Annotated in this window: 24 protein-coding genes; 6 read left to right on the plus strand and 18 right to left on the minus strand. The window is 69.8% G+C overall.

Annotation, left to right across the window (positions count from 1 at the left end; genetic code table 11):
* Window positions 1-49: 49 nt before the first annotated feature.
* From nrdR to AB0N22_RS06315, 3 genes are all read right to left on the minus strand, one after another.
* Complete coding sequence (gene nrdR, locus AB0N22_RS06305; RefSeq protein WP_364637257.1) at window positions 50-550, minus strand: transcriptional regulator NrdR; 501 nt, start codon at window positions 548-550, stop codon at window positions 50-52.
* A gap of 307 nt (window positions 551-857) precedes the next feature.
* Window positions 858-1,712 carry a hypothetical protein gene (locus tag AB0N22_RS06310; protein WP_364637259.1) on the minus strand — a complete coding sequence of 285 codons (855 nt, stop codon included), beginning with the start codon at window positions 1,710-1,712 and terminating at the stop codon, window positions 858-860.
* Between the two features lie 48 nt (window positions 1,713-1,760).
* Window positions 1,761-2,192, minus strand: coding sequence for an SRPBCC family protein (locus tag AB0N22_RS06315; protein ID WP_364637261.1), 432 nt, complete (start codon window positions 2,190-2,192; stop codon window positions 1,761-1,763).
* A gap of 106 nt (window positions 2,193-2,298) precedes the next feature.
* Between AB0N22_RS06315 and AB0N22_RS06320 the strand changes: the two genes are divergently transcribed.
* Both AB0N22_RS06320 and AB0N22_RS06325 read left to right on the plus strand, forming a co-directional pair.
* Window positions 2,299-2,868: a DNA starvation/stationary phase protection protein gene (locus AB0N22_RS06320; protein WP_364637263.1), complete on the plus strand. Its 570-nt coding sequence runs from the start codon at window positions 2,299-2,301 to the stop codon at window positions 2,866-2,868.
* 164 nt (window positions 2,869-3,032) lie between these two features.
* Complete coding sequence (locus AB0N22_RS06325; RefSeq protein ID WP_364637265.1) at window positions 3,033-3,953, plus strand: TIR domain-containing protein; 921 nt, start codon at window positions 3,033-3,035, stop codon at window positions 3,951-3,953.
* 1 nt (window position 3,954) lies between these two features.
* Here AB0N22_RS06325 and AB0N22_RS06330 read toward each other — a convergent pair whose 3' ends face one another.
* The 4 genes from AB0N22_RS06330 to AB0N22_RS06345 form a co-directional block, all read right to left on the minus strand.
* Window positions 3,955-4,173, minus strand: a complete 219-nt coding sequence (locus AB0N22_RS06330; RefSeq protein WP_364637267.1) for a hypothetical protein — start codon at window positions 4,171-4,173, stop codon at window positions 3,955-3,957.
* The gene (locus tag AB0N22_RS06335; RefSeq protein WP_364637269.1) at window positions 4,170-4,850 is read right to left on the minus strand and encodes a gamma-glutamyl-gamma-aminobutyrate hydrolase family protein; all 681 of its coding nucleotides are present in this window, start codon (window positions 4,848-4,850) and stop codon (window positions 4,170-4,172) included. The genes AB0N22_RS06330 and AB0N22_RS06335 overlap by 4 nt, the downstream gene beginning before the upstream one ends.
* 47 nt (window positions 4,851-4,897) lie before the next feature.
* Window positions 4,898-6,778: a penicillin-binding transpeptidase domain-containing protein gene (locus tag AB0N22_RS06340; RefSeq protein ID WP_364637271.1), complete on the minus strand. Its 1,881-nt coding sequence runs from the start codon at window positions 6,776-6,778 to the stop codon at window positions 4,898-4,900.
* A 168-nt stretch (window positions 6,779-6,946) separates the two neighbouring features.
* Window positions 6,947-7,330 carry a LysM domain-containing protein gene (locus AB0N22_RS06345; RefSeq protein WP_364637273.1) on the minus strand — a complete coding sequence of 128 codons (384 nt, stop codon included), beginning with the start codon at window positions 7,328-7,330 and terminating at the stop codon, window positions 6,947-6,949.
* 284 nt (window positions 7,331-7,614) lie between these two features.
* On the opposite strand from AB0N22_RS06345, the gene AB0N22_RS06350 reads away from it, so the two are divergent.
* Window positions 7,615-8,589, plus strand: coding sequence for a YihY/virulence factor BrkB family protein (locus tag AB0N22_RS06350; protein ID WP_364637275.1), 975 nt, complete (start codon window positions 7,615-7,617; stop codon window positions 8,587-8,589).
* Window position 8,590: 1 nt separating this feature from the next.
* Here AB0N22_RS06350 and AB0N22_RS06355 read toward each other — a convergent pair whose 3' ends face one another.
* A complete protein-coding gene (locus tag AB0N22_RS06355; RefSeq protein ID WP_364637277.1) occupies window positions 8,591-9,421 on the minus strand; it encodes an SDR family oxidoreductase in 831 nt (276 codons plus the stop codon).
* 84 nt (window positions 9,422-9,505) lie between these two features.
* Between AB0N22_RS06355 and lexA the strand changes: the two genes are divergently transcribed.
* The gene (gene lexA, locus AB0N22_RS06360; RefSeq protein WP_364637279.1) at window positions 9,506-10,228 is read left to right on the plus strand and encodes a transcriptional repressor LexA; all 723 of its coding nucleotides are present in this window, start codon (window positions 9,506-9,508) and stop codon (window positions 10,226-10,228) included.
* Window positions 10,229-10,243: 15 nt separating this feature from the next.
* On the opposite strand, the gene galE is transcribed toward lexA, so the two are convergent.
* The 7 genes from galE to miaA form a co-directional block, all read right to left on the minus strand.
* The gene (gene galE, locus AB0N22_RS06365; protein WP_364637281.1) at window positions 10,244-11,209 is read right to left on the minus strand and encodes a UDP-glucose 4-epimerase GalE; all 966 of its coding nucleotides are present in this window, start codon (window positions 11,207-11,209) and stop codon (window positions 10,244-10,246) included.
* A 24-nt stretch (window positions 11,210-11,233) separates the two neighbouring features.
* Window positions 11,234-13,147, minus strand: a complete 1,914-nt coding sequence (locus tag AB0N22_RS06370) for a carboxypeptidase-like regulatory domain-containing protein (RefSeq protein WP_364637283.1) — start codon at window positions 13,145-13,147, stop codon at window positions 11,234-11,236.
* 45 nt (window positions 13,148-13,192) lie between these two features.
* Window positions 13,193-15,142, minus strand: a complete 1,950-nt coding sequence (locus AB0N22_RS06375) for an ATP-dependent DNA helicase (RefSeq protein WP_364637285.1) — start codon at window positions 15,140-15,142, stop codon at window positions 13,193-13,195.
* Between the two features lie 148 nt (window positions 15,143-15,290).
* Window positions 15,291-16,763 carry a glycosyltransferase family 39 protein gene (locus AB0N22_RS06380; protein ID WP_364637287.1) on the minus strand — a complete coding sequence of 491 codons (1,473 nt, stop codon included), beginning with the start codon at window positions 16,761-16,763 and terminating at the stop codon, window positions 15,291-15,293.
* 4 nt (window positions 16,764-16,767) lie between these two features.
* A complete protein-coding gene (hflX, locus tag AB0N22_RS06385) occupies window positions 16,768-18,162 on the minus strand; it encodes a GTPase HflX (RefSeq protein ID WP_364637289.1) in 1,395 nt (464 codons plus the stop codon).
* Window positions 18,159-18,977, minus strand: a complete 819-nt coding sequence (gene dapF, locus AB0N22_RS06390; protein ID WP_364637291.1) for a diaminopimelate epimerase — start codon at window positions 18,975-18,977, stop codon at window positions 18,159-18,161. The genes hflX and dapF overlap by 4 nt, the downstream gene beginning before the upstream one ends.
* A 47-nt stretch (window positions 18,978-19,024) precedes the next feature.
* Window positions 19,025-19,936 carry a tRNA (adenosine(37)-N6)-dimethylallyltransferase MiaA gene (gene miaA / locus AB0N22_RS06395; RefSeq protein ID WP_364637293.1) on the minus strand — a complete coding sequence of 304 codons (912 nt, stop codon included), beginning with the start codon at window positions 19,934-19,936 and terminating at the stop codon, window positions 19,025-19,027.
* A 78-nt stretch (window positions 19,937-20,014) separates the two neighbouring features.
* Here miaA and AB0N22_RS06400 point away from each other — a divergent pair, with 78 nt between their 5' ends.
* Complete coding sequence (locus tag AB0N22_RS06400; protein ID WP_364637295.1) at window positions 20,015-20,233, plus strand: antitoxin; 219 nt, start codon at window positions 20,015-20,017, stop codon at window positions 20,231-20,233.
* On the opposite strand, the gene AB0N22_RS06405 is transcribed toward AB0N22_RS06400, so the two are convergent.
* Entirely contained in the window at window positions 20,234-20,878 is a 645-nt protein-coding gene (locus AB0N22_RS06405; RefSeq protein ID WP_364637297.1) for a hypothetical protein, read from the minus strand.
* Between the two features lie 36 nt (window positions 20,879-20,914).
* Between AB0N22_RS06405 and AB0N22_RS06410 the strand changes: the two genes are divergently transcribed.
* The gene (locus AB0N22_RS06410) at window positions 20,915-21,508 is read left to right on the plus strand and encodes a hypothetical protein (RefSeq protein WP_364637299.1); all 594 of its coding nucleotides are present in this window, start codon (window positions 20,915-20,917) and stop codon (window positions 21,506-21,508) included.
* Window positions 21,509-21,514: 6 nt separating this feature from the next.
* Here AB0N22_RS06410 and AB0N22_RS06415 read toward each other — a convergent pair whose 3' ends face one another.
* Together AB0N22_RS06415 and AB0N22_RS06420 are read right to left on the minus strand one after the other, a co-directional pair.
* Window positions 21,515-22,075: an HhH-GPD-type base excision DNA repair protein gene (locus tag AB0N22_RS06415; protein ID WP_364637301.1), complete on the minus strand. Its 561-nt coding sequence runs from the start codon at window positions 22,073-22,075 to the stop codon at window positions 21,515-21,517.
* 35 nt (window positions 22,076-22,110) lie between these two features.
* Window positions 22,111-22,740 (minus strand): TetR/AcrR family transcriptional regulator, encoded by a 630-nt coding sequence (locus tag AB0N22_RS06420; protein WP_364637303.1) that lies wholly within the window; start codon window positions 22,738-22,740, stop codon window positions 22,111-22,113.
* Window positions 22,741-22,742: the final 2 nt, after the last annotated feature.

Here is a 22,742-nt window from a genome sequence, read left to right on the forward strand (position 1 = left end):
GTGCAACGGGGTCACTCAGTAGAACAACCTGAGGGCCCCGGATGTTTCGTCAGCTGCCGGTGTCGGGAGTCCGGTTGCGGGACTCCTCTGCCAGCTCGCCGTCGGCCGTGGCGACCATGAGCGTCGCGATCTCGGCGGCGAAGTCGTCGGCGGACTCGAACGACTTGTAGACGCTCGCGAAGCGGAGGTAGGCCACCTCGTCGAGCACCTTGAGGGGCTCGAGGATGGCCATGCCAACCTCGTGCGCGGGGATCTCGGCCGCGCCGCGGTCACGCAGCGAGTCCTCGACCTGCTGACCCAGACGGGCCAGGTCGTCGGTCGAGACCGGGCGACCCTTGCACGCCTTGGCGACTCCGGCGATGGCCTTGTCGCGGACGAACGGCTCGGTGGCACCGGACCGCTTGACGACCATGAGCTGCATCTGCTCGATCGTGGTGAAGCGCTTCTCGCACTCCGAGCACACCCGGCGACGCCGGATCGCTCCGCCCTCGTCGGCCACGCGGCTGTCGAGCACCTTGGTGTCGGTGTTCTTGCAGAACGGGCAGTGCATGGGTGCTCTCCTTCCGGTGGTTCGAGGAGCTCGATCGTGCCAGTGACTGGGGACGAAACTGTGGATCGAGCTGTGCAGTGGGGGCATTCTCTGTGCGTAAGGCCCGGTTTCTGTGGACCCACATGTGGAGAACTACATCGGTGTAAGTACTAGATGTAGTGGTTACTGTACGCCGGGGGTACGACGGTTTGCAATCAACTCGGCAAGGTCCGCGAACTTTTTTCCAGCCGGTTGCATCGGCGCAGGTCAGAGCCAATTCGAGTCACAGCAGTCACACGCGACACGCGTGTCGAGGGCCCCCGGAGGGCTACTGGCGGGACGCCCAGCGGAGGAACCCGGCGGCGTGATGGAGGTCGGCGAATCCGTCGCCCAGCACGTCGACCAGCAGGTCGTTGCTCCACACTCCGACCCGGCCGATCGTCAGCGCCGTGAGATCGGTGTCGGGCAGCTCGAGGCCGAACAGGCCGGAGACGAGCGCGCGCTTGTCGGCGTACGTCGGGATCGGCAGGAACCGGTCGGGGTCGGACACCGCGAGCTGCTTGGTCAGCAGCGCCTCGCCCCAACCGGGCATCGAGAACGCGAAGCCCTGGTCGACGAGGTTGCTCAGCCGGTCCTCGAGCTCCCCCGGCCCGCGCAGGAGGTGGTTGGTCGCGGCGCGCACGCGGCGGGCGCCCTCGAGCTCGCCGAGCAGGACCCACGCCTTGTCGAACTCGGTCGGGTCCCCCGTGCTCATCCCGGTCGGGTCGTCGGCGAACAGCTTGAGGTCGTAGATCGTCGCCTTGTCGATGCCGTCGGCGGAGAACACCCAGCGGAACTTCGCCCAGTGCCGCGCCACGATCGGGTCCGGCTCGTACGGGTTCTGCAGGAACTCCTGCCTGAGGGCCTCGACCCGTGCCACCGCACCGGCATCGACGGCAGCGGCCTTGGGGAACTGCGGCTCGACGTACGCGATGGGGCGCGGTGCGACCACGGTGCTGGCCTTGCGCGGGGCGCTGCGAGTCGTACGGGCACGGGCCGCGGGCTTGGCCTCAGGCGTGGGCGAGCCGAACGGGAACGTGAACTTGCAGTCGGTGCACTCGGCCTCCTTGCGCCCGTCGGGCAGGGTGCGCAGCACCACGACGTCGTCCTCGCGGACGCACAACGGACACACGATCAGGGCCATGCAGCCACCGTATGCCGACGTGCTCGCGGGCCGGTCAGGGCGTACGGCTCAGATCTTCTTGAGCTCGCGCAGCATCTGCTCCTCGGCATCGCTGCCGAGCTTCTTGAGCGGCGGGCCAGCGAAGGGCTCGGCCAGCTTGGCGAGGCCGTGGAAGTCGAACTCCGCGACGTACGTGACCTGAGTCTGGGTCTCGGAGCCCTCGACGGTGATGGTGTCGGTCGAGGTGAACGACTTGCTCTCGCCTGCGAGGGTGATCGAGCTGCCTGGCGTGACGTCGGTGACGGTGTAGGTGATCTCGACCTCGTTGCCGGCGAACTCCGACACGTTCTTGTAGACCGTGCCGACTCCCCCGTCGCCTGACTCGCGGGTCGTCTGCTTGGTGCCGGGATCCCAGTCGTTCGTGCTGCGGAAGTCCGAGAGGTAGTCCCACACCAGGCGGGCCGGCTTGTCGACGGTGAACTGACGATTGATGCTCTTCATGCCTTCAACGCTATGCACGGTTCTGAGATCGTGCAGACCGAAATTCGCGGCGGCGGCGTGGCGTACGCCTCCGTGTAGCCGCGAGCGAGGTGGGTACGAGACGAACATGCCTACTTCACCCAAGTACACGATTCCCGGACTCACCACCGACGAGGGCGAGAAGCTCGCCGGCATCCTGCAGGAGCGCCTCAACGCGCTGATCGACCTGCACCTGACCCTGAAGCACGTGCACTGGAACGTCGTCGGCCCGCACTTCATCGCGGTTCACGAGATGATCGACCCGCACGTCGACGAGGTCATCGCGATGGTCGACGAGACCGCGGAGCGCATCGCGACCCTCGGCGCCTCTCCCCTGGGCACGCCCGGCGCCATCGTCAAGGGCCGCAGCTGGGACGACTACTCGCTGCAGCGCGCCACCACCAACGAGCACCTCGGTGCGCTCGACGAGGTGTACGTCCGCCTGATCGCTGACCACCGCAAGGTGCAGGAAGCCGTCTCGGAGATCGACCCGGTCACCGAGGACATGATCATCGGCCAGGCCAAGCAGCTCGAGCTGTTCCACTGGTTCGTCCGCGCGCACCTGGAGAACTCCGGCGGCGCGCTGTCGACGGAGGGCGCGACCTCCGAGGCCGAGGCCGCCATCCAGGCCAGCGACGCCGCTGACGTCACTGACTAGACCTCACTGAGGCGAAGCCCCGGCGATTCCCAGGTCCGCCGGGGCTTCGTGACGTTCTGGGGTGGTCTTCCGACAACTTTTGAAGCGTTGGGGCCCACGAACCGGCCGAATGTGGTCCGCAACTCTTCAAAAACTGGGGGCTCCGGCGGCTCTAGGATGACGGGATGAGCAAGCCTCGGATCTTTCTCGGCTCCTCCGGCAAGCAGGAGAAGCTGTTACAGGCCTTGACCCGCGGGCTGCAGGAGGTGGCCGAGGTCGAGCCGTGGACCACGGTCTTCAACCCCGGCACGTCGACGCTTGAACGGCTCGTCGAGCTGACGCACGAGGTCGACTTCGCCGCGTTCGTGTTCGCCCAGGACGACTGGACCGCCAACGACACACCCGCACCGGCGCAGGCATCGCCGCGGGACAACGTCGTGTTCGAGGCCGGGCTGTTCGGCGGCGTCCTCGGCATGCGGCGGACGTTCATCCTGCACGCCAACGGCGCCAAGCTGCCGAGCGACCTGCTGGGCCTGACGTGCATCCGCTACGACGTGCCGACGACGCCCGCCGAGACCCGGACCATCAACCAGAAGCTGCGCAAGGCGATCGAGGTCGCGCTCGAGAGTCGTACGTCGTCGATCGAGGGCCTGTGGTGGCAGTACTCCCTCACCGCCCGCAACGCCGACGAGCCATCGGCGGTGAGCCTGCTGCGGGTCTCCCGCGACCGCTCCGGAGCGCTCGAGGTCAACGGCCGCGGGTGGCAGGAGGACGGCACCCTCTCTGTGCGCTACTGGAGCGAGGCCGCGCGGGAGACCAAGGACCCGGCCGGCATCCGCTACTTCTGGAAGGGCGAGCGCCCGCGCGACCCGAAGGCTCCCCAGCTGGAGGGCGATGCCGAGATCCGCATCGAGAGCGCTGATCGTGCCGCGGGGTTCTGGGTCACCCGGTCCGGCAACGACGTGACGCTCAACGAGCGTACGTCCGGGGTCTACGTGCGGGCAGATCCTGCCGACCTGGCGGTGCTCGACGCGAACGACGCTGAACGCCGTTCAGCCCTCATCGCGCAGCGCCTCGACGAGTGGCGGGCGATCGCGAACGGGTGAGTCAGCGGTTGCGGGGGTGCTGCCTGGACATGCGCTCGTTGCCGCGCTTGTAGTTGCCGGTCAGCCGCGCCATCAGCAGCTGCGCGTCGCTGGTCTCGGCCTCCTGGACGAACGCCCGCGCCTTCTCACCGCGCAGCACCGTCGCCACTCGCCCGTGGTGGGAGATGACGACCTCCTTGCCGCGCACCACCCACTCGAACCCGCTCGGGCGGCCCTTCACGTGCCGACCCGCAGGTAGGTCAGCGCCGAGTCGACCAGCGCGTGGGCCCGGTTGCGGCTGGAGGCTGCGTTGGCGTGCGCCTGCCGGATGAGCTCCTTGGTGTCGACGCCGGCGTCCCCGTAGTAGCCCTCCAGCACCCACCGCTCGTACGTCGTCGCGGTGACCTCGGGGTGGAACTGCCACGCGATCGCGCGCGCACCGTGCGCCTCGTCGATGATGCACTGCGGCCCGCGCCACGACGTGCCGATGACCTTCGACGTCTGACCGGGCGCGAACACGTCCTTGTGCATCTGCCCCCACGGTCCCTCGGGGCACAGGATCGGATCGGTCGTGTCGACGCGCTGCCAGCCGAGCTCCGGAGCGTCGGCGCGCCACGACGTGCCGCCGAGGGCGCGGGCCATGAGCTGGGCGCCGTAGCAGATGCCCATCACCGGGGTGCCGGCTCGCAGCGCGGAGCGTACGAGCTGCGACTCCGCCTCGACGGCGTCCTTCCACTTGGGCTCGTGGGCCGCCTTGTCGGAGCCGAGCAGGAAGATCAGGTCGGTGTCGCCGATGGCGCCATACGCCGGCAGGTCGTCACGGTCGAGCTCGATCAGCTCGGCACCGACCAGGAGCAGCCGCTCGTGGAAATGGCCACCGTCCTTGTCGGCCTCGTCCGCGACCACGTGAATGCGCATGTGCTCATTGTGCCGGTTGTCCATTCGACCAGCTCGAGGAGCGGTCGTCACTGGACGCTGCGGAGGAAGTCCTCGAGCAGCGGGCCGGCGGTCTGCGAACCGGACTCGCCGTCCTCGACGAACACCGCGACCGCGAGATCTCCCTGGCTGGCGATCATCCACGCGTGCGTACGCAGGGGGTTGTCGTTGCCGTACTCGGCGGTGCCGGTCTTGGCCGAGACCGGATCACCGGGTACGTCCGACAGGAACGCGCCACTGCCGCCGGTGACGACCCCGCGGAACAGCTCCTGGAGCTGCTTCGCCTCGACCTTGCTGAGCGGGTCTGCCGCCTCCGCCGCGGGCTTGGTGGGCTGGTGGTCCAGCAACGTCGGCGTGACCCTGGAGCCCTTGGTGATCGAGGCTGCGACGACGGCCATCGACAGCGGCGAGGCCTCGATCTTGCCCTGACCGATCATCGAGGCGGCGCGTTCGGTGCCCTCAGCGGTGGTGGGCACGGACCCGAGGTAGGCCGGGAAGCCGAGATCGAGGTCCGGACCGAGGCCGAGCGCTGCCGCGGCGCCGGCCAGCTCGTCCTGGGGCGCCTTGTCGCGGGTCGCGATCAGCGCGGTGTTGCACGAGTTGGCGATCGCGGCGCCCAGCGGGATGTCGCCGATCGCGCCGGCGGGATAGTCCGAGTAGTTCTTGAACCGGCGACCGTCGACCGTGACGGTCGGGGTGCAGGGCACGGTGGTGGCCGGCTTCAAGCCGTTCCGCAGGAAGGTCAGCGCGGTGACCAGCTTGAACGTCGAGCCCGGCGCGTAGTGCCCGGTCGCGGCGGTGTCGGCGCCCTTGCCGCCCGGACCGCTCGCGAGCGCCACGATCTTGCCCGAGGACGGCCGGATCGCCACGATCGCGCTGGCCGGCTTCACGTCAGCCAGGATCTCGTCAGCCGCGCCCTGCAGGTCCAGGTCGATCGAGGTGCGCAGCGCCTTGCCTGCCCGGGGCGAGCTCTTGAACAGCTCGCGGGTGGCGGACTCGCTCCCGGCGACGACCGTCACCCCGGGCGAGCCGCGGAGCCTGCTGTCGTAGCGCTGCTGCAGTCCTGACAGTCCGACCAGATCGCCCGCCTCGACCGAGCCCTTGGACTTCGCCACGATCTCGGCCGTGGCCTCGCCGACGGCGCCGAGAAGCGGCTGGCCGAACCCCTTCGTCGGGCCGAGCGGGATCTCCGCCCCGAGCTGCACCGCCCCCGGGATCGCCGCGAGCTGGTCACGGCTGAGCGTGTCGTCGGAGTCGGCCCGCACGACCAGAGCCACGACGAACGCCTGCGGGCCGGCCGCCTCGACCGCCTTGACGTAGCGATCGGCGTCGATGTCGAGCACCTGCGCCAGCGCACGCGCGGAGTCTGCAGCCTCGTCCGGCGAGATCCGCGACTTGTCGATGCCGATGCGCTCGACCCGCCGCTCGATGACGAGCGCCTCACCGCCGGCTCCGAGGATGTCGCCGCGGTCGCCGGGCGCTGTGCGCATCCCGAGCCTCTCGTCGGCCTTCAGACGCGGGGCGACGATCGCCGGGCTCCACCTCACCCGCCACTCGTCGTCCTCGTAGGCCAGCCTGGCCGGCGTCGTGTAGGTCCAGTCGGTGCCCTTGAACGCCCACGTCGTCTTGAGCGTTGCCGTGGCCTGCTCGTCGTCCTGCTCGATCTCGCCGACGGTGACCTTGGCTCGAGCGGAGCCCATCCCCTTGACGATGCGCTCGAGGTCCTCCTGCGGGACGCGTCCGCCGTCGACCACCTCGACGCCCTTGAGGTCCTGCTTCGTCAGGCCCTTGGCCAGCGCTTCGGCGGCCTGGTCAGGATCGGGAGGCCCGGACGTGCAGGCACTCAGGACGCCGCCCGTCATCGCGGTGGCGCAGACGGCGGCAAGCGCACGGCGTACGGGCAGAGTCACGTGGATCCCCTCGAGATCGCGTCAGGCTTTCGCCGACAGGCGGAAGGAGCAGTCAAACAGGTGCCGCTCCCCCGGGTCAACGGCCGACGCCCCGACAAGACACCGACGTCCGCGGCACCCCTTCCCCAAGGTGCACCGCGGACGTCGGTGGGTGTTGCGATGGTGGGTCTAGCTGTAGACCGGCACCGCGATCTCCGAGCCCAGCTGCAGTGCCGAGGCGTTCGGAAGAGAGTTGAGCCGCACGATCTCGTCGACCGTCTTGCGGATGTCGCCGTTGGGGTTGGCCTCGGCGGCGATCTGCCACAAGGTCTGGCCGGGCAGTACCCGGACCGAGGTCGTCTCGGGCGCCGATCCGGCCTGGTCACCGGCGAACGACGACGAGCCGAACAGGACCACGAGCATGGCGATCACCGCGACGGCGATGGCCAGGACGACGGCCTTGCCACGGCGGGTCAGTCGGACGCGCGGGGCGGGCTGTGCGGCGGGCACGGCACGAAGGTGGCGAACGGGACGAGCGCCGTGGTCGTGACGGTTGATGGCGATGCTGCTCATGATGGCCTCCGAGGGGGAAGTGAGGGCTGATGTGAAGCTGTGGTGTGGTCGATCAAACGCTGTTCTCGATGTCATTCGATGGTGCGAACAGGCGTTCGATCGAACACATGTACGACGATAGGGGACGCCTCTGACAAAAGGAAGCACCTGTCGAACACAATTTCGATCAAGGGCGCAGGGTCACTGCAATTCCAGTGGAAAGTCGTCGTCAGATTCGAGTGTGTCTTCCGTCATGCCGCCGCGCTCATCGCGCGAAGCACGTGCTCCGGGCATACGGTCGGTGCATGACTTCTCGGCTCGCCAGCGTCAAGACCGCGTGGAAGCAGGGGTCGGCCCGGCAGGCTCCGCTGCTGGCCGCGGGCGTCGCGTTCTACGCCTTCCTCTCGCTGTTCCCGGCCATGATCGCGGCGATCATGACGTACGGGCTGGTGGCCTCGCCGGAGACCGTCGCCAAGCAGTCCAGCGACATCGCCGAGGCGCTGCCCGCCGATGCCGCGTCCGTCGTCACCGGTCAGATGGACGCGCTGATCGGGACGTCCACCGACTCCCTCGGCCTGGGCCTGGCGATCGCGCTCGTGCTGGCGATCTACGGTGCCGCCGGCGGGGTCGGCAACCTCATCACCGCGATCAACGCGATGTTCGGTCTCGCCGAGACGCGCAGCTTCATCAAGCGCAAGGCGCTGGCCCTCCTCCTGACCCTCGGCGCGATCGTCTTCGTCGTGCTCGTCGTCGGTCTCGTGGCCGTGGCTCCCGCGGTGCTCGACAAGGTCGACATCGTGCCGGGCGTGCGCGCGGCCTTCGAGGCCGGCCGCTGGATCCTGCTGCTCGCGGCGGTCACGGTCGGCATCGGCATACTGTTCAGGCTCGCACCCAACCGCACCCCCCGGTCACCGCTGGTCTCCAAGGGCGTCCTCGTGGCCACGGCCCTGTGGCTGCTCGTGTCGGTGGGGTTCTCGCTGTACGTCGACAACTTCGGCAGCTACGGCAAGACGTACGGCGCGCTCGCCGGTGTCGTCGTCCTGCTGCTGTGGCTCTGGATCGGCCTGTTCGCGATCCTGCTCGGCGCCTGCGTCGAGGCCGTTCGCGAGGAGGTGGTGACCGAGGAGACCGTCGAGGAGGACTCGGAGATCGCCGAGTGGCGCACCGCGGAGGTGGAGGGCGAGACCGTGCCCGCCGAGGTCGTCCACGAGCCGGAGCCCACGCCGGAGCCCACGTCCCGCCTCCGTTCGCTGTTCACCCGCAAGACGCGCCGGCGCTGAGTCAGCGCTTGCCGGCCTTCTTGAGCCGGCGGGCCCCCAGCCGCCGCACCCACGGGTCGACGTGCACCGCTGCGCGCGGGGCCATCGAAGCCGTACGCGCGACGACGCCGCGCCAGGCCGGCAGCGTCCGGTAGACCCGGCCAGTGCCGAACATGTCGACCAGCTCGCGCGCGACCTGCGCCGGCGTGAGCAGCACGCCCGCAGCGAGGGCCGCACGCACGTCACCGTCAGCGTCCATCGTCTGGACCATCGCGGTGTCGACGCCGTCGGGGCACACCGCGTGAACCCTGACCCGGTCGCGGTGCAGCTCGGACGCGAGCGACGTGGTCAAGGAGAGCACGGCTGCCTTGCTCGCGGCGTAGACGCTGAGACCCGGCACCGGCGCATGCGAGCTGAGCGACGCGAGGATGCCGATGTCTCCCCCGGTCGCGTCGCTCTGGTCACGAAAGGCGTCGGCCGCTGCCCGTACGCCCCACATCACGCCGAGCACGTTGACCTCGACCATCGCGCGGACCTGGCCGACCGACAGCGTCGTCAGGTCACCCTCGGCCAGGACACCGGCGTTGCAGACCCAGGCACCCAGCGGCGCGATCTCCCTGGCCCGTGCCGCGATGTCACGGTTGGCCTCGGGGTCCGTCACGTCGAGGGCGAGCCCCAGCACCGCGCCGATCTCCTTGGCGGCGATCTCCGCAGCTGCGCCGTCAAGATCGGTGACCACGACCTCGAACCCACGGCCCACCAGCTCGGCCGCTATGGCCCTTCCGATGCCCCTCCCGGCACCGGTGACGACGGCAGAACGGGGCTTTCCGGGCTTCACGAGGGGCTTCGGCACCGCCCCAACCTAGACGTGACGCGCCGCGACACGCCATCGAACATATGTTTGAACTGACCGCTCGATCCGGGTTACGCTGCCCGCATGACCGACGACCGCAACGCCGAAGTCACCGAGCTCCCCGACGGGCCCGCCGACGCCACCGGGCTCACCGCGCGACAGCGCAAGGTGCTGGAGTTCCTGCGCGACGAGATCGAGAAGCGCGGCTACCCGCCGAGCATGCGCGAGATCGGCGCGGCCGTCGGCCTGACCAGCACGTCGTCCGTCGCGCACCAGCTGCGCGCCCTCGAGGCACTCGGCTACGTCAAGCGCGATCCCAACCGGCCTCGCGCCCTCGAGATCTTCCTGCCCGACGTCATGGCCGCCCGCCGCTCGATGGGCGCCGCCGTCGAGAGCACGTTCGACGAGACGGGCATCGGCGACGCCCTCCCCCAGGCCACCAACGTCCCGCTGGTCGGCCGCATCGCCGCCGGTGGCCCGATCCTGGCCACCGAGCAGGTCGAGGAGGTCTTCCCGCTGCCCAAGTCGCTCGTCGGCGACGGCACGCTGTTCCTGCTCGAGGTGTCCGGCGACTCGATGATCGATGCCGCGATCTGCAACGGCGACTACGTCGTGATCCGGCAGGAGCAGACCGCCAACAACGGCGACATCGTCGCGGCGCTGCTCGATGGCGAGGCCACGGTCAAGACCTTCCAGCGCAAGGACGGCCAGGTCTGGCTGCTGCCGCACAACGAGGCGTACGACCCGATCGACGGCAACCACGCCACGATCCTCGGCATCGTCACGGCGGTCCTGCGCAAGGTCTGACCGGCGTCGTCCTGCTCAGACCGGGTGGTTCTGCCGCGCGTTCCACGCGCTGCTGACCATGTCGGCCAACGAGTGCCGCATCGCCCAGTCGAGGTCACGCTGGGCCAGCTCGCCCGACGCCACGATGCGCGCCGGGTCGCCGGGCCGGCGCTCGACGACCTCGGGCTCGAAGTCGATGCCCGTCGCCGCGGCGACCGCAGTCATGATCTCGCGCACCGACACCCCGTCGCCGCTGCCCAGGTTGTAGACCGGCTCCAGGCGCTCGCCGGCGAGCAGCTTCTGCGCGGCGACGACGTGTGCGTCGGCGAGGTCCGCGACGTGGATGTAGTCGCGGACGCACGTGCCGTCGGGTGTCGGGTAGTCGTCGCCGAAGATCCGCGGCGTACGTCCCTCCAGCAGCGCCTCGATGACCAGCGGGAAGAGGTTGTGCGGGCTGGTGTCGTAGAGATCGGGGACGGCGGACCCGACGACGTTGAAGTAGCGCAGTGACGTGTGGTGCATCGGGAACGCCCGCTCGGCATCCCGCAGCAGCCACTCACCGATCAGCTTGCTCTCGCCGTAGGGCGACTCCGGCGCCGTCGTGGTCGCCTCGGTGACGATGTCGACGTCGGGCGTGCCGTAGACGGCTGCGCTCGAGGAGAACACGATCTTGTCGACGTCGGCCTCGTGCATCGCCTGCAGCAGGCTGACGGTGCCCTGCACGTTCTGCTCGTACGTGTGCAGGGGCCGCTGCACGGACACCCCGGCGTACTTGAACCCCGCGAGGTGCACGACCGCCTCGACCTCGTGCTCGACCATCGCCTTGGCGACGAGCGTGCTGTCGAGGATGTTGGTGTCGATCAGCTCGACCTCGTCCGGCACGAACTCCCGATGCCCGCTCGAGAGGTCGTCGACGACGACGCAGTCGAGACCGGCCAGGCGGAAGGCCCGGACGATGTGCGAGCCGATGTAGCCGGCGCCGCCGGTGACGAGGACAGTCATGACGAGCAGCCTGTCAGAGCGGTGCTAGCCCTTGAAGCGGAGGGTCCCGGCGCTGTAGGTGCCGCCGGCCGACACCCGGATCGAGTGCTTGCCGGTGAACGTACGACCGATGCCACGCCACGAGTCGGAGTTGACCGAGATGGTCCAGTTGCCCGAGGGCAGACCCGCGATGTAGAAGTTGCCGCTGCTGTCGGTGTAGTCCGTGCGGAGCACCCGCTTGCCGTCGGTGGACGACAGGCGGACGAGCATCTCCTTGTTGGTCCGGCCACCCGAGCGGCTGACGCGGCCCTTGACGATGGCGCCCTTGCCGTTGGTGGCCATGTTGGCCTCGTAGTTGTTGTCGTAGCCGCTGGTCGACCGGTAGGTGTAGACGCCCGTGCCGTAGGCCTTGCAGTAGGCGCGGTACATCCAGCCCTTGTAGCCGCTCGGCGGCGTCTTGGGCTTGAACCCCATGTCGTACGACTTCTGGTACTCGGCGTACTTGCCCGAGACCGTCTTCCAGCGCTCGGCACCACGGTCGGGTCCGCTGAAGTAGGCCCGGTTGTCGGGGTAACGGCTGGCGTACCAGTCCGAGCAGCCGGTCTGGCGGCCGACCTCGATCCAGAAGGTGCCCTGCGGGAGATCGGTGAACAGGCGCGAGTTGGAGCTGCCGGCCTGGAGCTCGGCGACGACCGGTGCGTCGAGGATCTGGACGCCCGGGACCTTCTCGCGGATGCGGATCCAGCGGTCGGAGGCCGTGGGCTTGAAGCGCGAGGAGTACTTGGCCTGGACCGTCATGTTGAGGTTGCTGCTCCGGACCTGCTGGCTGCCGAGGTTCCTCGAGCTGGCGAGCGTGAGGAGGTTGCCCTTGGAGTACGCGTACTTGGTGGCGTCGTAGCAGCTGCCGTAGGGCGTGCTGCCTTCGCCGTACCAGACCTCGACGGAGCCGCCGGGCGACTTCAGGCCGACCATGTAGCGGTTGTTGGTGCTGGTCGTCGCCGGGAGGAAGTCGACGCGGTAGGCGCCGGTGCCGCTCGCCGTGGTGTGTCCGAAGACGTCGGCGCAACGCGGGTAGTCGAGCTCGCGCAGCGAGAGCGAGTTGCCCGAGAAGGACGGCGGCGGGGCGGCGATGGTGACCTGCGCGTTGGCGATCGCATTGCCCAAGATCGAGGCGTAGCGGAAGTGGGCGTCGTAGTTGCCGGCCTTGCGGGCCTGGACCGGCGTCGCGTCACGGAGATAGCGACCGCCACCGGCGGGCGTGCCGTCGGCGCCGCGGTAGTACCACGAGCGGGCCTCGTCGTCCTTGTCCACGCCGCGGATCTTGACCCGGTAGACGCTGGAGGGCGCGTTGTTGACGCCGAGAGCCACGTCGAACGAGTAGCTGCCGCCCTCGGTGACGTCGCGCGACCCCACCAGCTGGGTGTTGCCGCCGCGCACCACGCGGACCAGCTCGACCCGCAGGTCACTCATGTTGCCGGACCCGCCGACCGAGGCCACGGTGCCGGAGATCTGCTGCTTGGTCAGCTTGGTCTCGGTGATGATGTCGGTGTAGGTGCGGGGCTTGGAGTTCGACGGCGAGCTCTCGTTGATCGTGAGCCGGACGTTGCGGACGTCGCGGTAGTCACCGCGGTCGACGCTGTTGGCCGTCGTGTAGGGGTACATCGGCGCGGACTTGTGCATCAGCACCGTCACGTACGCCGACGAGCGGCCTCGGACCGAGTAGGAGCGCTTGTAGGGGTTGCCGGTGTCGTCGGTGAACTGCAGCGTGCCCTTGCACGTCTGGCTGGAGCTGCACTTCACCAGCACCTTGCCGGCGCCGACCGTGCCCGACGGGTAGACCGCGATGGACTTGGTGCGCACGGATGCGTTGTTGCTCGCCGCCTCGGCCGGGGAGGTCACCAGCAGTCCGGCGACCAGCGCGGGGATGGCGAACAGCAGAGCAGTGAGGCGCAACTTCATGGAATCCCCGGGGCTTGGCAGCAGAAGACAATCTGCGACAGGTTATCAAACTTCAGGCGTCGGAATCGCATTCGCCGCATCGTCCAGTCGCCGCAGGGCGCCGAGCGCCACGTCGCGGTCGGTGGTGCGCCACATGTCCGGCAACGAGGCGGCCAGGAACGAGCCGTAGCGGGCGGTGACGATGCGCGGGTCGAGGATCGCGACGACCCCCTTGTCGGTCGCGCGACGGATCAGCCGCCCCGTGCCCTGGGCCAGCAGAAGTGCGGCGTGGCTCGCGGCGACGCTCATGAAGCCGTTGCCGCCGCGCTTCTCGACGAGCCGTTGGCGGGCACTCATCAACGGGTCGTCCGGCCGCGGGAACGGCACCCGGTCGATGATCACCAGCTGGCAGGTGTCGCCCGGCAGGTCGACGCCTTGCCACAGGCTCAGCGTGCCGAACAGGCACGTGCTCGGCGTCTCGGCGAACCGGCGCGCGAGCTCGGGCAGCTGCGCATCGCCTTGGCACCAGATGTCGATGTCCGGCAGTCTCGTACGGACCTCTTCGGCGGCCTTCTCGGCGGCCCGTCGTGACGAGAAGAGGCCGAGCGTACGTCCGCCGGCCGCCTCGACGAGCGCCGTGATCTCCGCGAGCTGCGCCTCCTCGAGACCGTCGCGGCCCGGCAGCGGAAGATCGCGAGCGACATAGAGCATGCCCTGCTTGCGGTAGTCGAACGGCGACCCGACGTCGAGCGAGCTCCACGAGTCGTCGCCGGGCTCGAGGCCGAGCGACCGGGCCACGGGGTCGAAGCCGCCACCCAGCTTGAGCGTCGCACTGGTGAGCACCACGGTCTTGTCGCTGAAGAGCTTGTCGCGGAGGCTTGCCGAGACGTCGATCGGCGCGATGTGCAGCTGCTTGTTGCCCCGGTTGTCGCTCATCCAGAGCACCTCGGTCTCGGCCTTGGCGGCCATGCGCTCGGCGATCTTGCGGACGTCGTCGACCATGCCGCGCGACTGCTGCCGGGCGGGGTCGGGCTCGCCCTTGTCCTTGTCCTTGGGGAACGCCGAGAGGCACGCACGCGCCGTGTCCCGCACGAAGGCCAGCACCTCGCGCAGCGGCTGCGGTGGGTCGTCGATGCGGCCCTCCTCGGTGCGAGCCAGGACGTCAGCGAGCGCGTCGGAGGCGTCGGTGAGGTCGTCGGCCTCCTTGCCCTCGACCTGCGCACGCGCCCGGCGGGCCGCACGCTCGACCACGACGGGGTCGAGCTCGTCGGTCGATGCCTGGGTCACCCGCGCGGCGAGCTCGTGGGCCTCGTCGACGACCACCGCGTCGTACTCCGGCAGCATCGGCACTCCATCGATCGCGTCGATTGCCAGCAGCGCGTGATTGGTGACGACGAGCTGGGCGGTGTGCGCGTCCTCGCGGGCCCGCTCGGCGAAGCACTCGAGGGCGTGGGCGCAGCGCGAGGCCCCGAGGCACTCGCGGTGGTTGACGCTGACCTGTCGCCAGGCGCGCTCGGTGTGCGCCGGGGCGGAGTCACGATCGGCCATGTGGCCGCCCTCGGCCTGCTCCTCGGCCCACTCGCGCAGCTCGAGAACCTCCGCACCGAGTGACCCCTCGGGCACCTCGACGAGGGTCCCCTGGTCGTCCGGCGCCCCTTCGCGGATGCGGTGCAGGCAGGCGTAGTTGCCGCGACCCTTGACGACGGCGTGGTGCGGGACGGCGTCAAGCGTGGCCCGGGCAGCGTCCTTGAGGGCGGGGATGTCGCGCTCGACGAGCTGGTGCTGCAGGTTGAGCGTCGCGGTCGCGACGACGACGCGCTTGCCGTGCAGGAGGCTCGGGACGAGGTAGCCGAGGGACTTGCCGGTGCCGGTGCCGGCCTGCACGAGCAGGTGGTCCCCGGTCTCGAGGGCGTGCTGGACGGCCTCGGCCATCTCGATCTGGCCCGGCCGGTCCTCTCCCCCGACTGCCTCGACCGCGGCGTGCAGGACCGCGCGGACGTCAGGGGTGGAGGGCATGGCGCAAGGCTAGTCGCGCTCCGGCCCGACACCCGACGCGCATCCACAGCCGGCTCACCCGCGGGCCGGTGGATCGGCAACCTTCTGCGGCGCCGGCGGTGGATCGGCAACCGAATGCGGCGCCATTCGGTTGCCGATCCACCGCTGACTAGTTGAGGTGCCGCACCTCGGGCCACAGATCGGGCCAGGACCGCAGAGGTGACGTGCAGACCCAGATCGGCGTGCCCTGCTCGTCGTTGTCCAGTCCGAGCCCGTTGTCGATCGTGCCGGCCCTGCGGACGTCGCCGAACCACCTCTCGAGCTGGGTCCGGCGGATGCCGACCGCCACGACCACCTCGGTGTCGGCCGGCGGCGGCCCCCACGTCCAGAACGAGTTGTGGCCGCTGTGCACCTCCGCGACGTCGGGACGGTGGCGCAGGACCGCTCCGGCCTCGCCGTAGTTGCCCGTGAGCACCACGGGCTGCACGCCACCCTCGGTGTTGGCGTCGACGACATCGGCCACTGAGTCGGCGAAGCGGGGCCAGCCGACGGTCTCGCCGGCGTCGGAGTTGACCTCGACGATCGGAGAGCCTTGGAGCTGCGCCGTGGGCACGATCGGCAGGAACAGGAAGGCCGACGAGGCCACCGCGGCGGCCAGCGCTCCGGCGACCACGGCCCCACGCAACCGGGAGCGCCGACGGGCGACCCACGCGAGCGTGGGGGCGGCGCCGGCAGCGAGCAGGACCGGGTAGAAGCCGGCCTGGTAGTAGGGCTTGCCGCCGGTGACCACGAAGACGACGACCAGCACGACGTACGCAACCGCGAAGAACCGCCACGGGCGTAGTGCCTCGGAGCGGAAGAGCTGCCAGAGCCCGGCCATCCAGATGGGAAAGAGCAAGGGACTGACCAGCACCAGCTGGAACGGCACATAGGCCCAGCGCGGCTCGCTGGAGGCCGAACCGCCGTCGGCGATCGCCTCGGCGAGGTCGAGCTGGGGCCACCCGTTGACCGCCTGCCAGATCGCGTGCGGCGCCGCGATGGCCACGGCGATCGCCACGCCGCCCCACAGCCACCGCGAACGCAGGACCGCGCGCGGTCCGCTGATCAGCAAACCTGCGGCGAGCCCGACGAGGAAGAACGCCATCAGGATCTTGACCTGCATGCCGATCCCGGCGACGAGCCCGGCCCACAGCCAGATCCGACCGTCGTCACGCACCGCTCGCACCAGCAGGTAGCTCAGCAGGGTCCAGGCCAGCAGGTCGAAGGTCGACGTGGACATCAGGTGCCCGACGGCGTACGTGACCGCGCCCGCCCCCATGCAGCCGGCCGCCAGCACCTGAGCCCGTCGCGTCGCGCCGAGCTCGTGCGCGATCAGGCCGGTGAGCAGCACGACCAAGGCGGCGGCGATCGCCGACGGCGCCCGCAGCACGACCAACGAACCGCCGCCGAGCGTGTGCATGAGCTGTGCCAGGAGCGGGACCAGCGGCGGCTGGTCGACGTAGCCGAACGCCGGGTGCTCCCCCGCGACGAGGAAGTAGAGCTCGTCGCGGTGGTAGCCGTAGCGACCGGCGAACGCCAGCAGGAGCAGGCCGACCGCCCCGGACACCAGCAGCAGCGGCCGCCACGCCGCCGTCCGGGTCATGCGATCAGACCGCGTAGGGCTCGAGCTCGCTGGCCAGGTGGCCGTGCACGCGGGCGATGACGTGCGTGCCCTCGGACTCGTGGTCGAGCGTCTCGATCTCGCCCTGCGTGTGGATCTGGTTGAGCAGGTCGCCACGGGCGTAGGGCAGCATCACGTCGACCAGGGTCGCCGGCTGGGGCAGGTCGGCCTCGATCGCGCTGAGCAGCTCGTCGATGCCCTCGCCGGTGCGAGCACTGACCACGACCGCGTGGGGCTCGCGCGCGAGCAGGTTCTTGACCACCAGCGGGTCGGCCTCGTCCGCCTTGTTGATCACGATGATCTCCGGCACGTCGAGGGCGTCGACGTCGGCCAGCACGCTGCGCACAGCGGCGATCTGACCCTCGGGGTCCGGGTGCGACCCGTCGACGACGTGCAGGATCAGGTCGGACTCGGCGATCTCCTCGAGCGTCGACCGGAAGGCCTCGACGAGCTGGTGCGGCAGGTTGCGGACGAACCCGACGGTGTCCGACATCGTGTAGACGCGACCGTCGGAGGTCTGGGTGCGGCGGGTCGTCGGGTCGAGCGTCGCGAACAGGGCGTCCTCGACGAGCACGCCGGCGTCGGTCAGCCGGTTGAGCAGGCTGGACTTGCCGGCGTTGGTGTAGCCGGCGATCGAGACCGACGGGATGTCGTGCCGCTTGCGGTTGGCCTTCTTGGTCTGGCGGGCCTTGCCGAGCTCCTTGAGCTCGCGGCGCAGCTTGGCCATCTTCTGCTGGATGCGGCGGCGATCGGTCTCGAGCTTGGTCTCACCGGGTCCGCGGCCACCGATGCCCTCACCGCCGGCCGCCTGGCCACCGGCCTGGCGGGACAGGTTGCCGCCCCAGCCGCGGAGCCGCTGGGTCTGGTACTGGAGCTGGGCGAGCTCGACCTGCGCCTTGCCCTCCTTGGACTTGGCGTGCTGGGCGAAGATGTCGAGGATCAGCGCGGTGCGGTCGACGACCTTGACCTTGCAGCGGTCCTCGAGGTTGCGCAGCTGGCTCGGCGCGAGCGCGCCGTCGCAGATGATCGTGTCGGCGCCGGTCGCGACGACGGCGGCGCGCAGGTCCTCGACCTTGCCGCTGCCGATGTAGGTCGCGGGGTCGGGCTTCTGGCGTCGCTGGATCAGCGCGTCGAGCACCTCTGAGCCGGCGGTCTCGGCGAGCAGCTTGAGCTCGGCGAGCGAGTTGTCGGCGTCCTCGGCCGTGCCCTCGGTCCACACGCCGACCAGCACCACCCGCTCGAGGCGGAGCTGGCGGTACTCGACCTCGGTGATGTCCTCGAGCTCGGTGCGCAGGTTGGCGACGCGCCTGAGCGAGTTGCGCTCCTCGAGCTCGAGACCCTCAGTGCCCTGAGCCGTCGGTTCGTACGTTGATTCGGTCATGCAATCCAATCCATGGTGCCCTGCGCGACGATCTCGGCAGGGCCGGTGAGCACGATGTGGTTGTCGACGCCCCAGGTCACGTGCAGCGTGCCGCCGGGGACGTCGACCCGGTAGGTCGTGGGTCGATCGGCACCGTCGGCGACCGCGGTGGCCACGGCGACGGCGCACGCGCCGGTGCCGCAGGAACGCGTCTCCCCCGAGCCTCGTTCGTGCACCCGCATCGCGACGTGGCGCTCGCCCTCGCGGACGACGAACTCGATGTTGACGCCCTCGGGATAGACCGACTCGTCGTAGTCAGGCTGCGTCAGCAGGCTCCCGACGTCGCCGAGCCGGTCGACGAAGGCAACAGCATGGGGGTTGCCCGTACGAACATCCTGGGCCTCCCAGGTGTTCCCGGCGGCGCTGACCTTGGAGACGCCGAGCACCTCGGGGGTGCCCATGTCGACGCTGAACGCACCGTCGGCGACCGTGACGGTCTTGTCACCGTCGCGCGTGCCGATCACCAGCGGCGCGGCGGGATCGACGAGGCCCTCCTGCATCAGGTGCAGGGCGAAGACCCGGATGCCGTTGCCGCACATCTCGCTGACCGAGCCGTCGGCGTTGCGGTAGTCCATGAACCACTCGCCGGCGGACGTCTCGCCGAGCGCCTCGGTGCGGATCACACGCATGACGCCGTCGGCACCGATGCCGCGCCGGCGGTCGCAGAGGGCGGCCACGAAGGCACCCTCCAGCTCGCCGTGGATCGTGCCGTCATGGTCCGGGAACAGCACGAAGTCGTTCTCCGTGCCGTGCCCCTTGAGCCATGGAAAAGTCATGGGTTCCAGTCTACGTCTCTGCGCCGACACGGTGTCCTTTCCACTGCTCAGCCCACGACGATCGCCAGCGCGCGGTCGACGAGGTCCGGAGCGTCGTACGGCAGCCAGTGGATGCGCGGGTCCTTGCGGAACAGCCGGTCCTGCCGCCGGGCGAACTTCCGGGTCCCGGTCACCGTCGCCTCGCGGGCCTCGGCCTCGGTCGTCTCGCCGCGCAGGAAGGCCAGGATCTGCTGGTAGCCGATGGCCCGCTCGGCCGTCGGCCCGTCCTCGAGGCCGGCATCGCGCAGCGCCCGGACCTCGTCGACGAATCCTGCAGCCCACATCTGGTCGACGCGCTCGGTCAGGCGTACGTCGAGCACCTCCCTCGGCACGTCGAGCCCCAGCATCGTGAGGTGCTCGAACACCGACTCGTACGCCGGCATCGTCGCGGCGAACGGCTCACCGGTCAGGTCGATGACCTCGAGCGCGCGCACCACCCGCCGGTCGTTGGTCGGCAGGATCTGTGCCGCCGCCGCGGGGTCGCGGCGTGCCAGCTCGGCGTGCAGCGCCTCCGGGCCACGCGCGGCGAGCTCGGCCTTCCAGTGGTCGCGGACCTGTGGATCGGTCCCGGGGAAGTCGAGCCGGTCGACCACCGCGCGGACGTACAGGGCAGATCCGCCGACGAGGACCGGCGTCGCACCGCGCGCCAGGCAGTCCGCGATCGCCGCTCGGGCCTGGCCCTGGAACTCGGCGACCGCCGCGGGCTCCGTCACGTCGAGCACGTCGAACAGGTGATGGGGCACGCTCGCGCGCTCCTCGACCGATGGCTTCGCGGTGCCGATGTCCATGCCGCGATAGAGCTGCATCGAGTCGGCGTTGACGATCTCGCCACCCAGTCGCTGAGCCAGTCCCACCGCGAGCGACGACTTGCCGGACGCCGTCGGGCCGACGACGCTCACGACTCGGTCGGGCACGGACATGCGACAAAGTCTCGCAGTAAGGTGTGGGACCACGCGGGGGCGGCTGTCCCCATTCCTCATGAATCAAGGAGGGAGACCATGGGTTTCCTCGACACGTTCAAGAAGAAGGCACCGGAGCTCAAGAAGAAGGCCGCGGATCTCGCCGCGAGCCAGAACGACAAGATCGACGCCGGGATCGACAAGGCCGCCGACGCCGTCAACAAGGCCACCAAGGGCAAGTACGAGGCCAAGATCGACAACGCCGCCGCCAAGGCGCAGGAGGGCGTCGACAAGCTCGCCGAGGACGGGAAGTCCTAGCTAGCCCATGACCCAGTCGGCGACCCAGTAGCCGACACCGAAGGGCGCCACGTCGACGCGAAGACTCGCGCCGATGTCGGTGCCCTTCGTCAGCTCGCCGAGCACCCGTAGCGCCGGCGTCCCGGCGGCCCAGAGCGCGGCCCCCAGGTCGAGGTCGAGCGAGGCCAGCGCCGCGGCGTCACCGCGAGCCAGCGCCGTCGCGATCGAGGCGTCGAATCCCTCGGCCCGCTCGTCGAGGAAGCCCGGCGCCGAGGTCGATCGTCTGGCGCTCCCGTCGGCCATCACGAGCAGGCCCGTCCGGTCGCCGATGTCAGGCGTACCGGTCGAGTACGTCCGGGGGCCCGACCAGCCGGCCCGGTCCAGCAGCCACGCCCCGACCGTCAGGCTCAACGGGAGGTCGGAGCCCGGGCCTCCCGCGTGCAGGTCGACGCCGTACGGCCCGAAGGTCCCCCCTGCCGACTCGTCCCGGTCTCCGTCGAGGCTGCCGGATCCGAGCACGACGACGCGCTCGGGACCGGCTGCCAGCAGGGCTGACACCGCGGAGTCGCAGGCCTCGCGCAGGGAAGCCAGGTCGTCCGCGGCTCCACTGGCGACCGCGGGGACGATCATCGGCGGGTGGGGACACACAGCCGCTGCGATGATCACGGGTCAGAGGCTACCCGGCCATGACACCATGAGACGGTGTTCGACTCCCGGGGCCTGCCTGACTACCCGCCGCCGCACAACGCCTGGGAGTTCCCCCCGCCGCCCGTCTCGCGACGGTGGAAGTGGGTGGCGATCGCAGCGATGGTCCTCGGCCTCGTCGCCACCGCAGGCGGGCTGGTCACCGTCATCGCGGTCGGATCGGCCGGCACCCCGGGACTGATCGACGACGCGGAGCTGATCTCGGTCATCGAGCGGGAGTGCGAGCAGATGACGTCCGAGGTCGAGTCCCTGACGATCGAGGGCAGTCCGGAGAGCCAGGCCAAGGCCATCAGCGCCCAGAACGCGGCGATCGAGGAGATGGTCGACGGCATCCGCTCGGTCGGGCCGGAGCTGCTCGCAAGCGATCCTCCGGTCGACGAGTGGCTCACGGACTGGGGCCGCCTCGTCCGGGCGCGCAATGCGTACGTCGAGGAGATGCTGCGGGGCTCGTTCCCCGACCTCGACATCCCGACCGACGATCGCGGCGAGGACATCTGGGTGCGGATGGACGACGTGTTCCTCACCGAGTCGACGTGCGAGGTGCCCGTGGAGCTGCTCGACCCGTTCCCCGACGACGCCTCGGACGTCTGAGACAGCTCAGGCTCGCGCGGCGGCCTTGGCCTGCTGCTTGAACGCCCGCACCTTGGCGAGCGAGTCGGCATCCACCACGTCGGCGACCGAGCGGAAGCCCTTCTTGCCGTAGTCGCCCACGACCGTCGTCCATCCCGCAGGCTTGACGCCGAGCTGCTTGGCCAGGAGCGCCGTGAAGATCTTGGCCTTCTGCTCGCCGAAGCCCGGCAGGGCGCGCAGCCGCTTCATCAGCGCCTCACCCGTGCGCGCCTCGGTCCAGATGCGCGACGCGTCACCGTCGTACTCGTCCGCGACGACCTTGGCGAGCGCCTGGAGCCGACCGGCCATCGACCGGCCGTAGCGGTGGATCGCCGGCGGTGTGGCGCACAGGTCGGCGAACGCCTCGGGGTCGGCCTCGGCGATCTTCGCGGGGTCGAGCGTGCCGAACCGGTCGAGCACCTTGGCGGGCCCGGCGAACGCCCGCTCCATCGGGAACTGCTGGTCGAGCAGCATCCCGGCGAGCAGGGCGAACGAGTCGTTGGTCAGGACCTCGTCGGCGTGCGGGTCCTGGGCAATGCGGATGGCCATGGCCTCATCCTGCCACCCCGGCCGGTGCCGCCCGCTCAGCTGACGGGGCGGGTGACCGACAGCATCACGATCGGCACGGTGACCTTGAGGAGGTCGAGGTCGAGCGGCCGGCGCTCGATCAGCGCCTCGCGCAGCGCCGTGTCGTAGGTGCCCATGAGGATCGCCGAGGCGTGCCCGGTCTCCACCGTCAGCTCGAGGCCGATCTGCCGCAGCAGCGTCACCATGACGGCCTCGAACTCGGCCTTGACCTCGCGCCACGCATCGTTGAACTCCCGCCCGACGGCGTCGTCCCGCACTCCCCTGAGCTCGAACTCGGCGTGCACGAGGTACCACTCACGATCGGGCGGCTGCAGCAGCACGAACCGGTCGATGATGACGCCGACCGCCTCGACGGGGTCCATGCCGGCGTACGCCTGGGGATCCGCGGCCTCCTGCAGGAGCGACATCATCGACTCCCGTTCGCGGCGGAAGAGCGCGAGCACCAAGTCGTCCTTGCTCGAGAAGTTCGAGTAGAACGCGCCCCGGCTGAAGCCTGCCTCGTCGCAGATGCGCTCGACCGAGGCACCTTGGATGCCCTCCGCGGCCAGGACGGCGCGGGCCGCGTCCAGCAGGCGCTCGCGGGTCGCGGCGCGGGATCGGGTGGCGGGGGCCGTGTCGCTTGTCACGT

Source organism: Aeromicrobium sp. NPDC092404, assembly GCF_040684095.1.
Classification (GTDB): Bacteria; Actinomycetota; Actinomycetes; order Propionibacteriales; family Nocardioidaceae; genus Aeromicrobium.

Excerpts from the sequence above, each read along its gene's own strand:
- nrdR (WP_364637257.1), bottom strand. The coding sequence starts at position 550 with ATGCACTGCCCGTTCTGCAAGAACACCGACACCAAGGTGCTCGACAGC.
- AB0N22_RS06310 (WP_364637259.1), bottom strand. The coding sequence starts at position 1,712 with ATGGCCCTGATCGTGTGTCCGTTGTGCGTCCGCGAGGACGACGTCGTG.
- AB0N22_RS06315 (WP_364637261.1), bottom strand. The coding sequence starts at position 2,192 with ATGAAGAGCATCAATCGTCAGTTCACCGTCGACAAGCCGGCCCGCCTG.
- AB0N22_RS06320 (WP_364637263.1), top strand. The coding sequence starts at position 2,299 with ATGCCTACTTCACCCAAGTACACGATTCCCGGACTCACCACCGACGAG.
- AB0N22_RS06325 (WP_364637265.1), top strand. The coding sequence starts at position 3,033 with ATGAGCAAGCCTCGGATCTTTCTCGGCTCCTCCGGCAAGCAGGAGAAG.
- AB0N22_RS06335 (WP_364637269.1), bottom strand. The coding sequence starts at position 4,850 with ATGCGCATTCACGTGGTCGCGGACGAGGCCGACAAGGACGGTGGCCAT.
- AB0N22_RS06345 (WP_364637273.1), bottom strand. The coding sequence starts at position 7,330 with ATGAGCAGCATCGCCATCAACCGTCACGACCACGGCGCTCGTCCCGTT.
- AB0N22_RS06350 (WP_364637275.1), top strand. The coding sequence starts at position 7,615 with ATGACTTCTCGGCTCGCCAGCGTCAAGACCGCGTGGAAGCAGGGGTCG.
- lexA (WP_364637279.1), top strand. The coding sequence starts at position 9,506 with ATGACCGACGACCGCAACGCCGAAGTCACCGAGCTCCCCGACGGGCCC.
- galE (WP_364637281.1), bottom strand. The coding sequence starts at position 11,209 with ATGACTGTCCTCGTCACCGGCGGCGCCGGCTACATCGGCTCGCACATC.
- AB0N22_RS06370 (WP_364637283.1), bottom strand. The coding sequence starts at position 13,147 with ATGAAGTTGCGCCTCACTGCTCTGCTGTTCGCCATCCCCGCGCTGGTC.
- AB0N22_RS06375 (WP_364637285.1), bottom strand. The coding sequence starts at position 15,142 with ATGCCCTCCACCCCTGACGTCCGCGCGGTCCTGCACGCCGCGGTCGAG.
- AB0N22_RS06380 (WP_364637287.1), bottom strand. The coding sequence starts at position 16,763 with ATGACCCGGACGGCGGCGTGGCGGCCGCTGCTGCTGGTGTCCGGGGCG.
- hflX (WP_364637289.1), bottom strand. The coding sequence starts at position 18,162 with ATGACCGAATCAACGTACGAACCGACGGCTCAGGGCACTGAGGGTCTC.
- dapF (WP_364637291.1), bottom strand. The coding sequence starts at position 18,977 with ATGACTTTTCCATGGCTCAAGGGGCACGGCACGGAGAACGACTTCGTG.
- miaA (WP_364637293.1), bottom strand. The coding sequence starts at position 19,936 with ATGTCCGTGCCCGACCGAGTCGTGAGCGTCGTCGGCCCGACGGCGTCC.
- AB0N22_RS06400 (WP_364637295.1), top strand. The coding sequence starts at position 20,015 with ATGGGTTTCCTCGACACGTTCAAGAAGAAGGCACCGGAGCTCAAGAAG.
- AB0N22_RS06415 (WP_364637301.1), bottom strand. The coding sequence starts at position 22,075 with ATGGCCATCCGCATTGCCCAGGACCCGCACGCCGACGAGGTCCTGACC.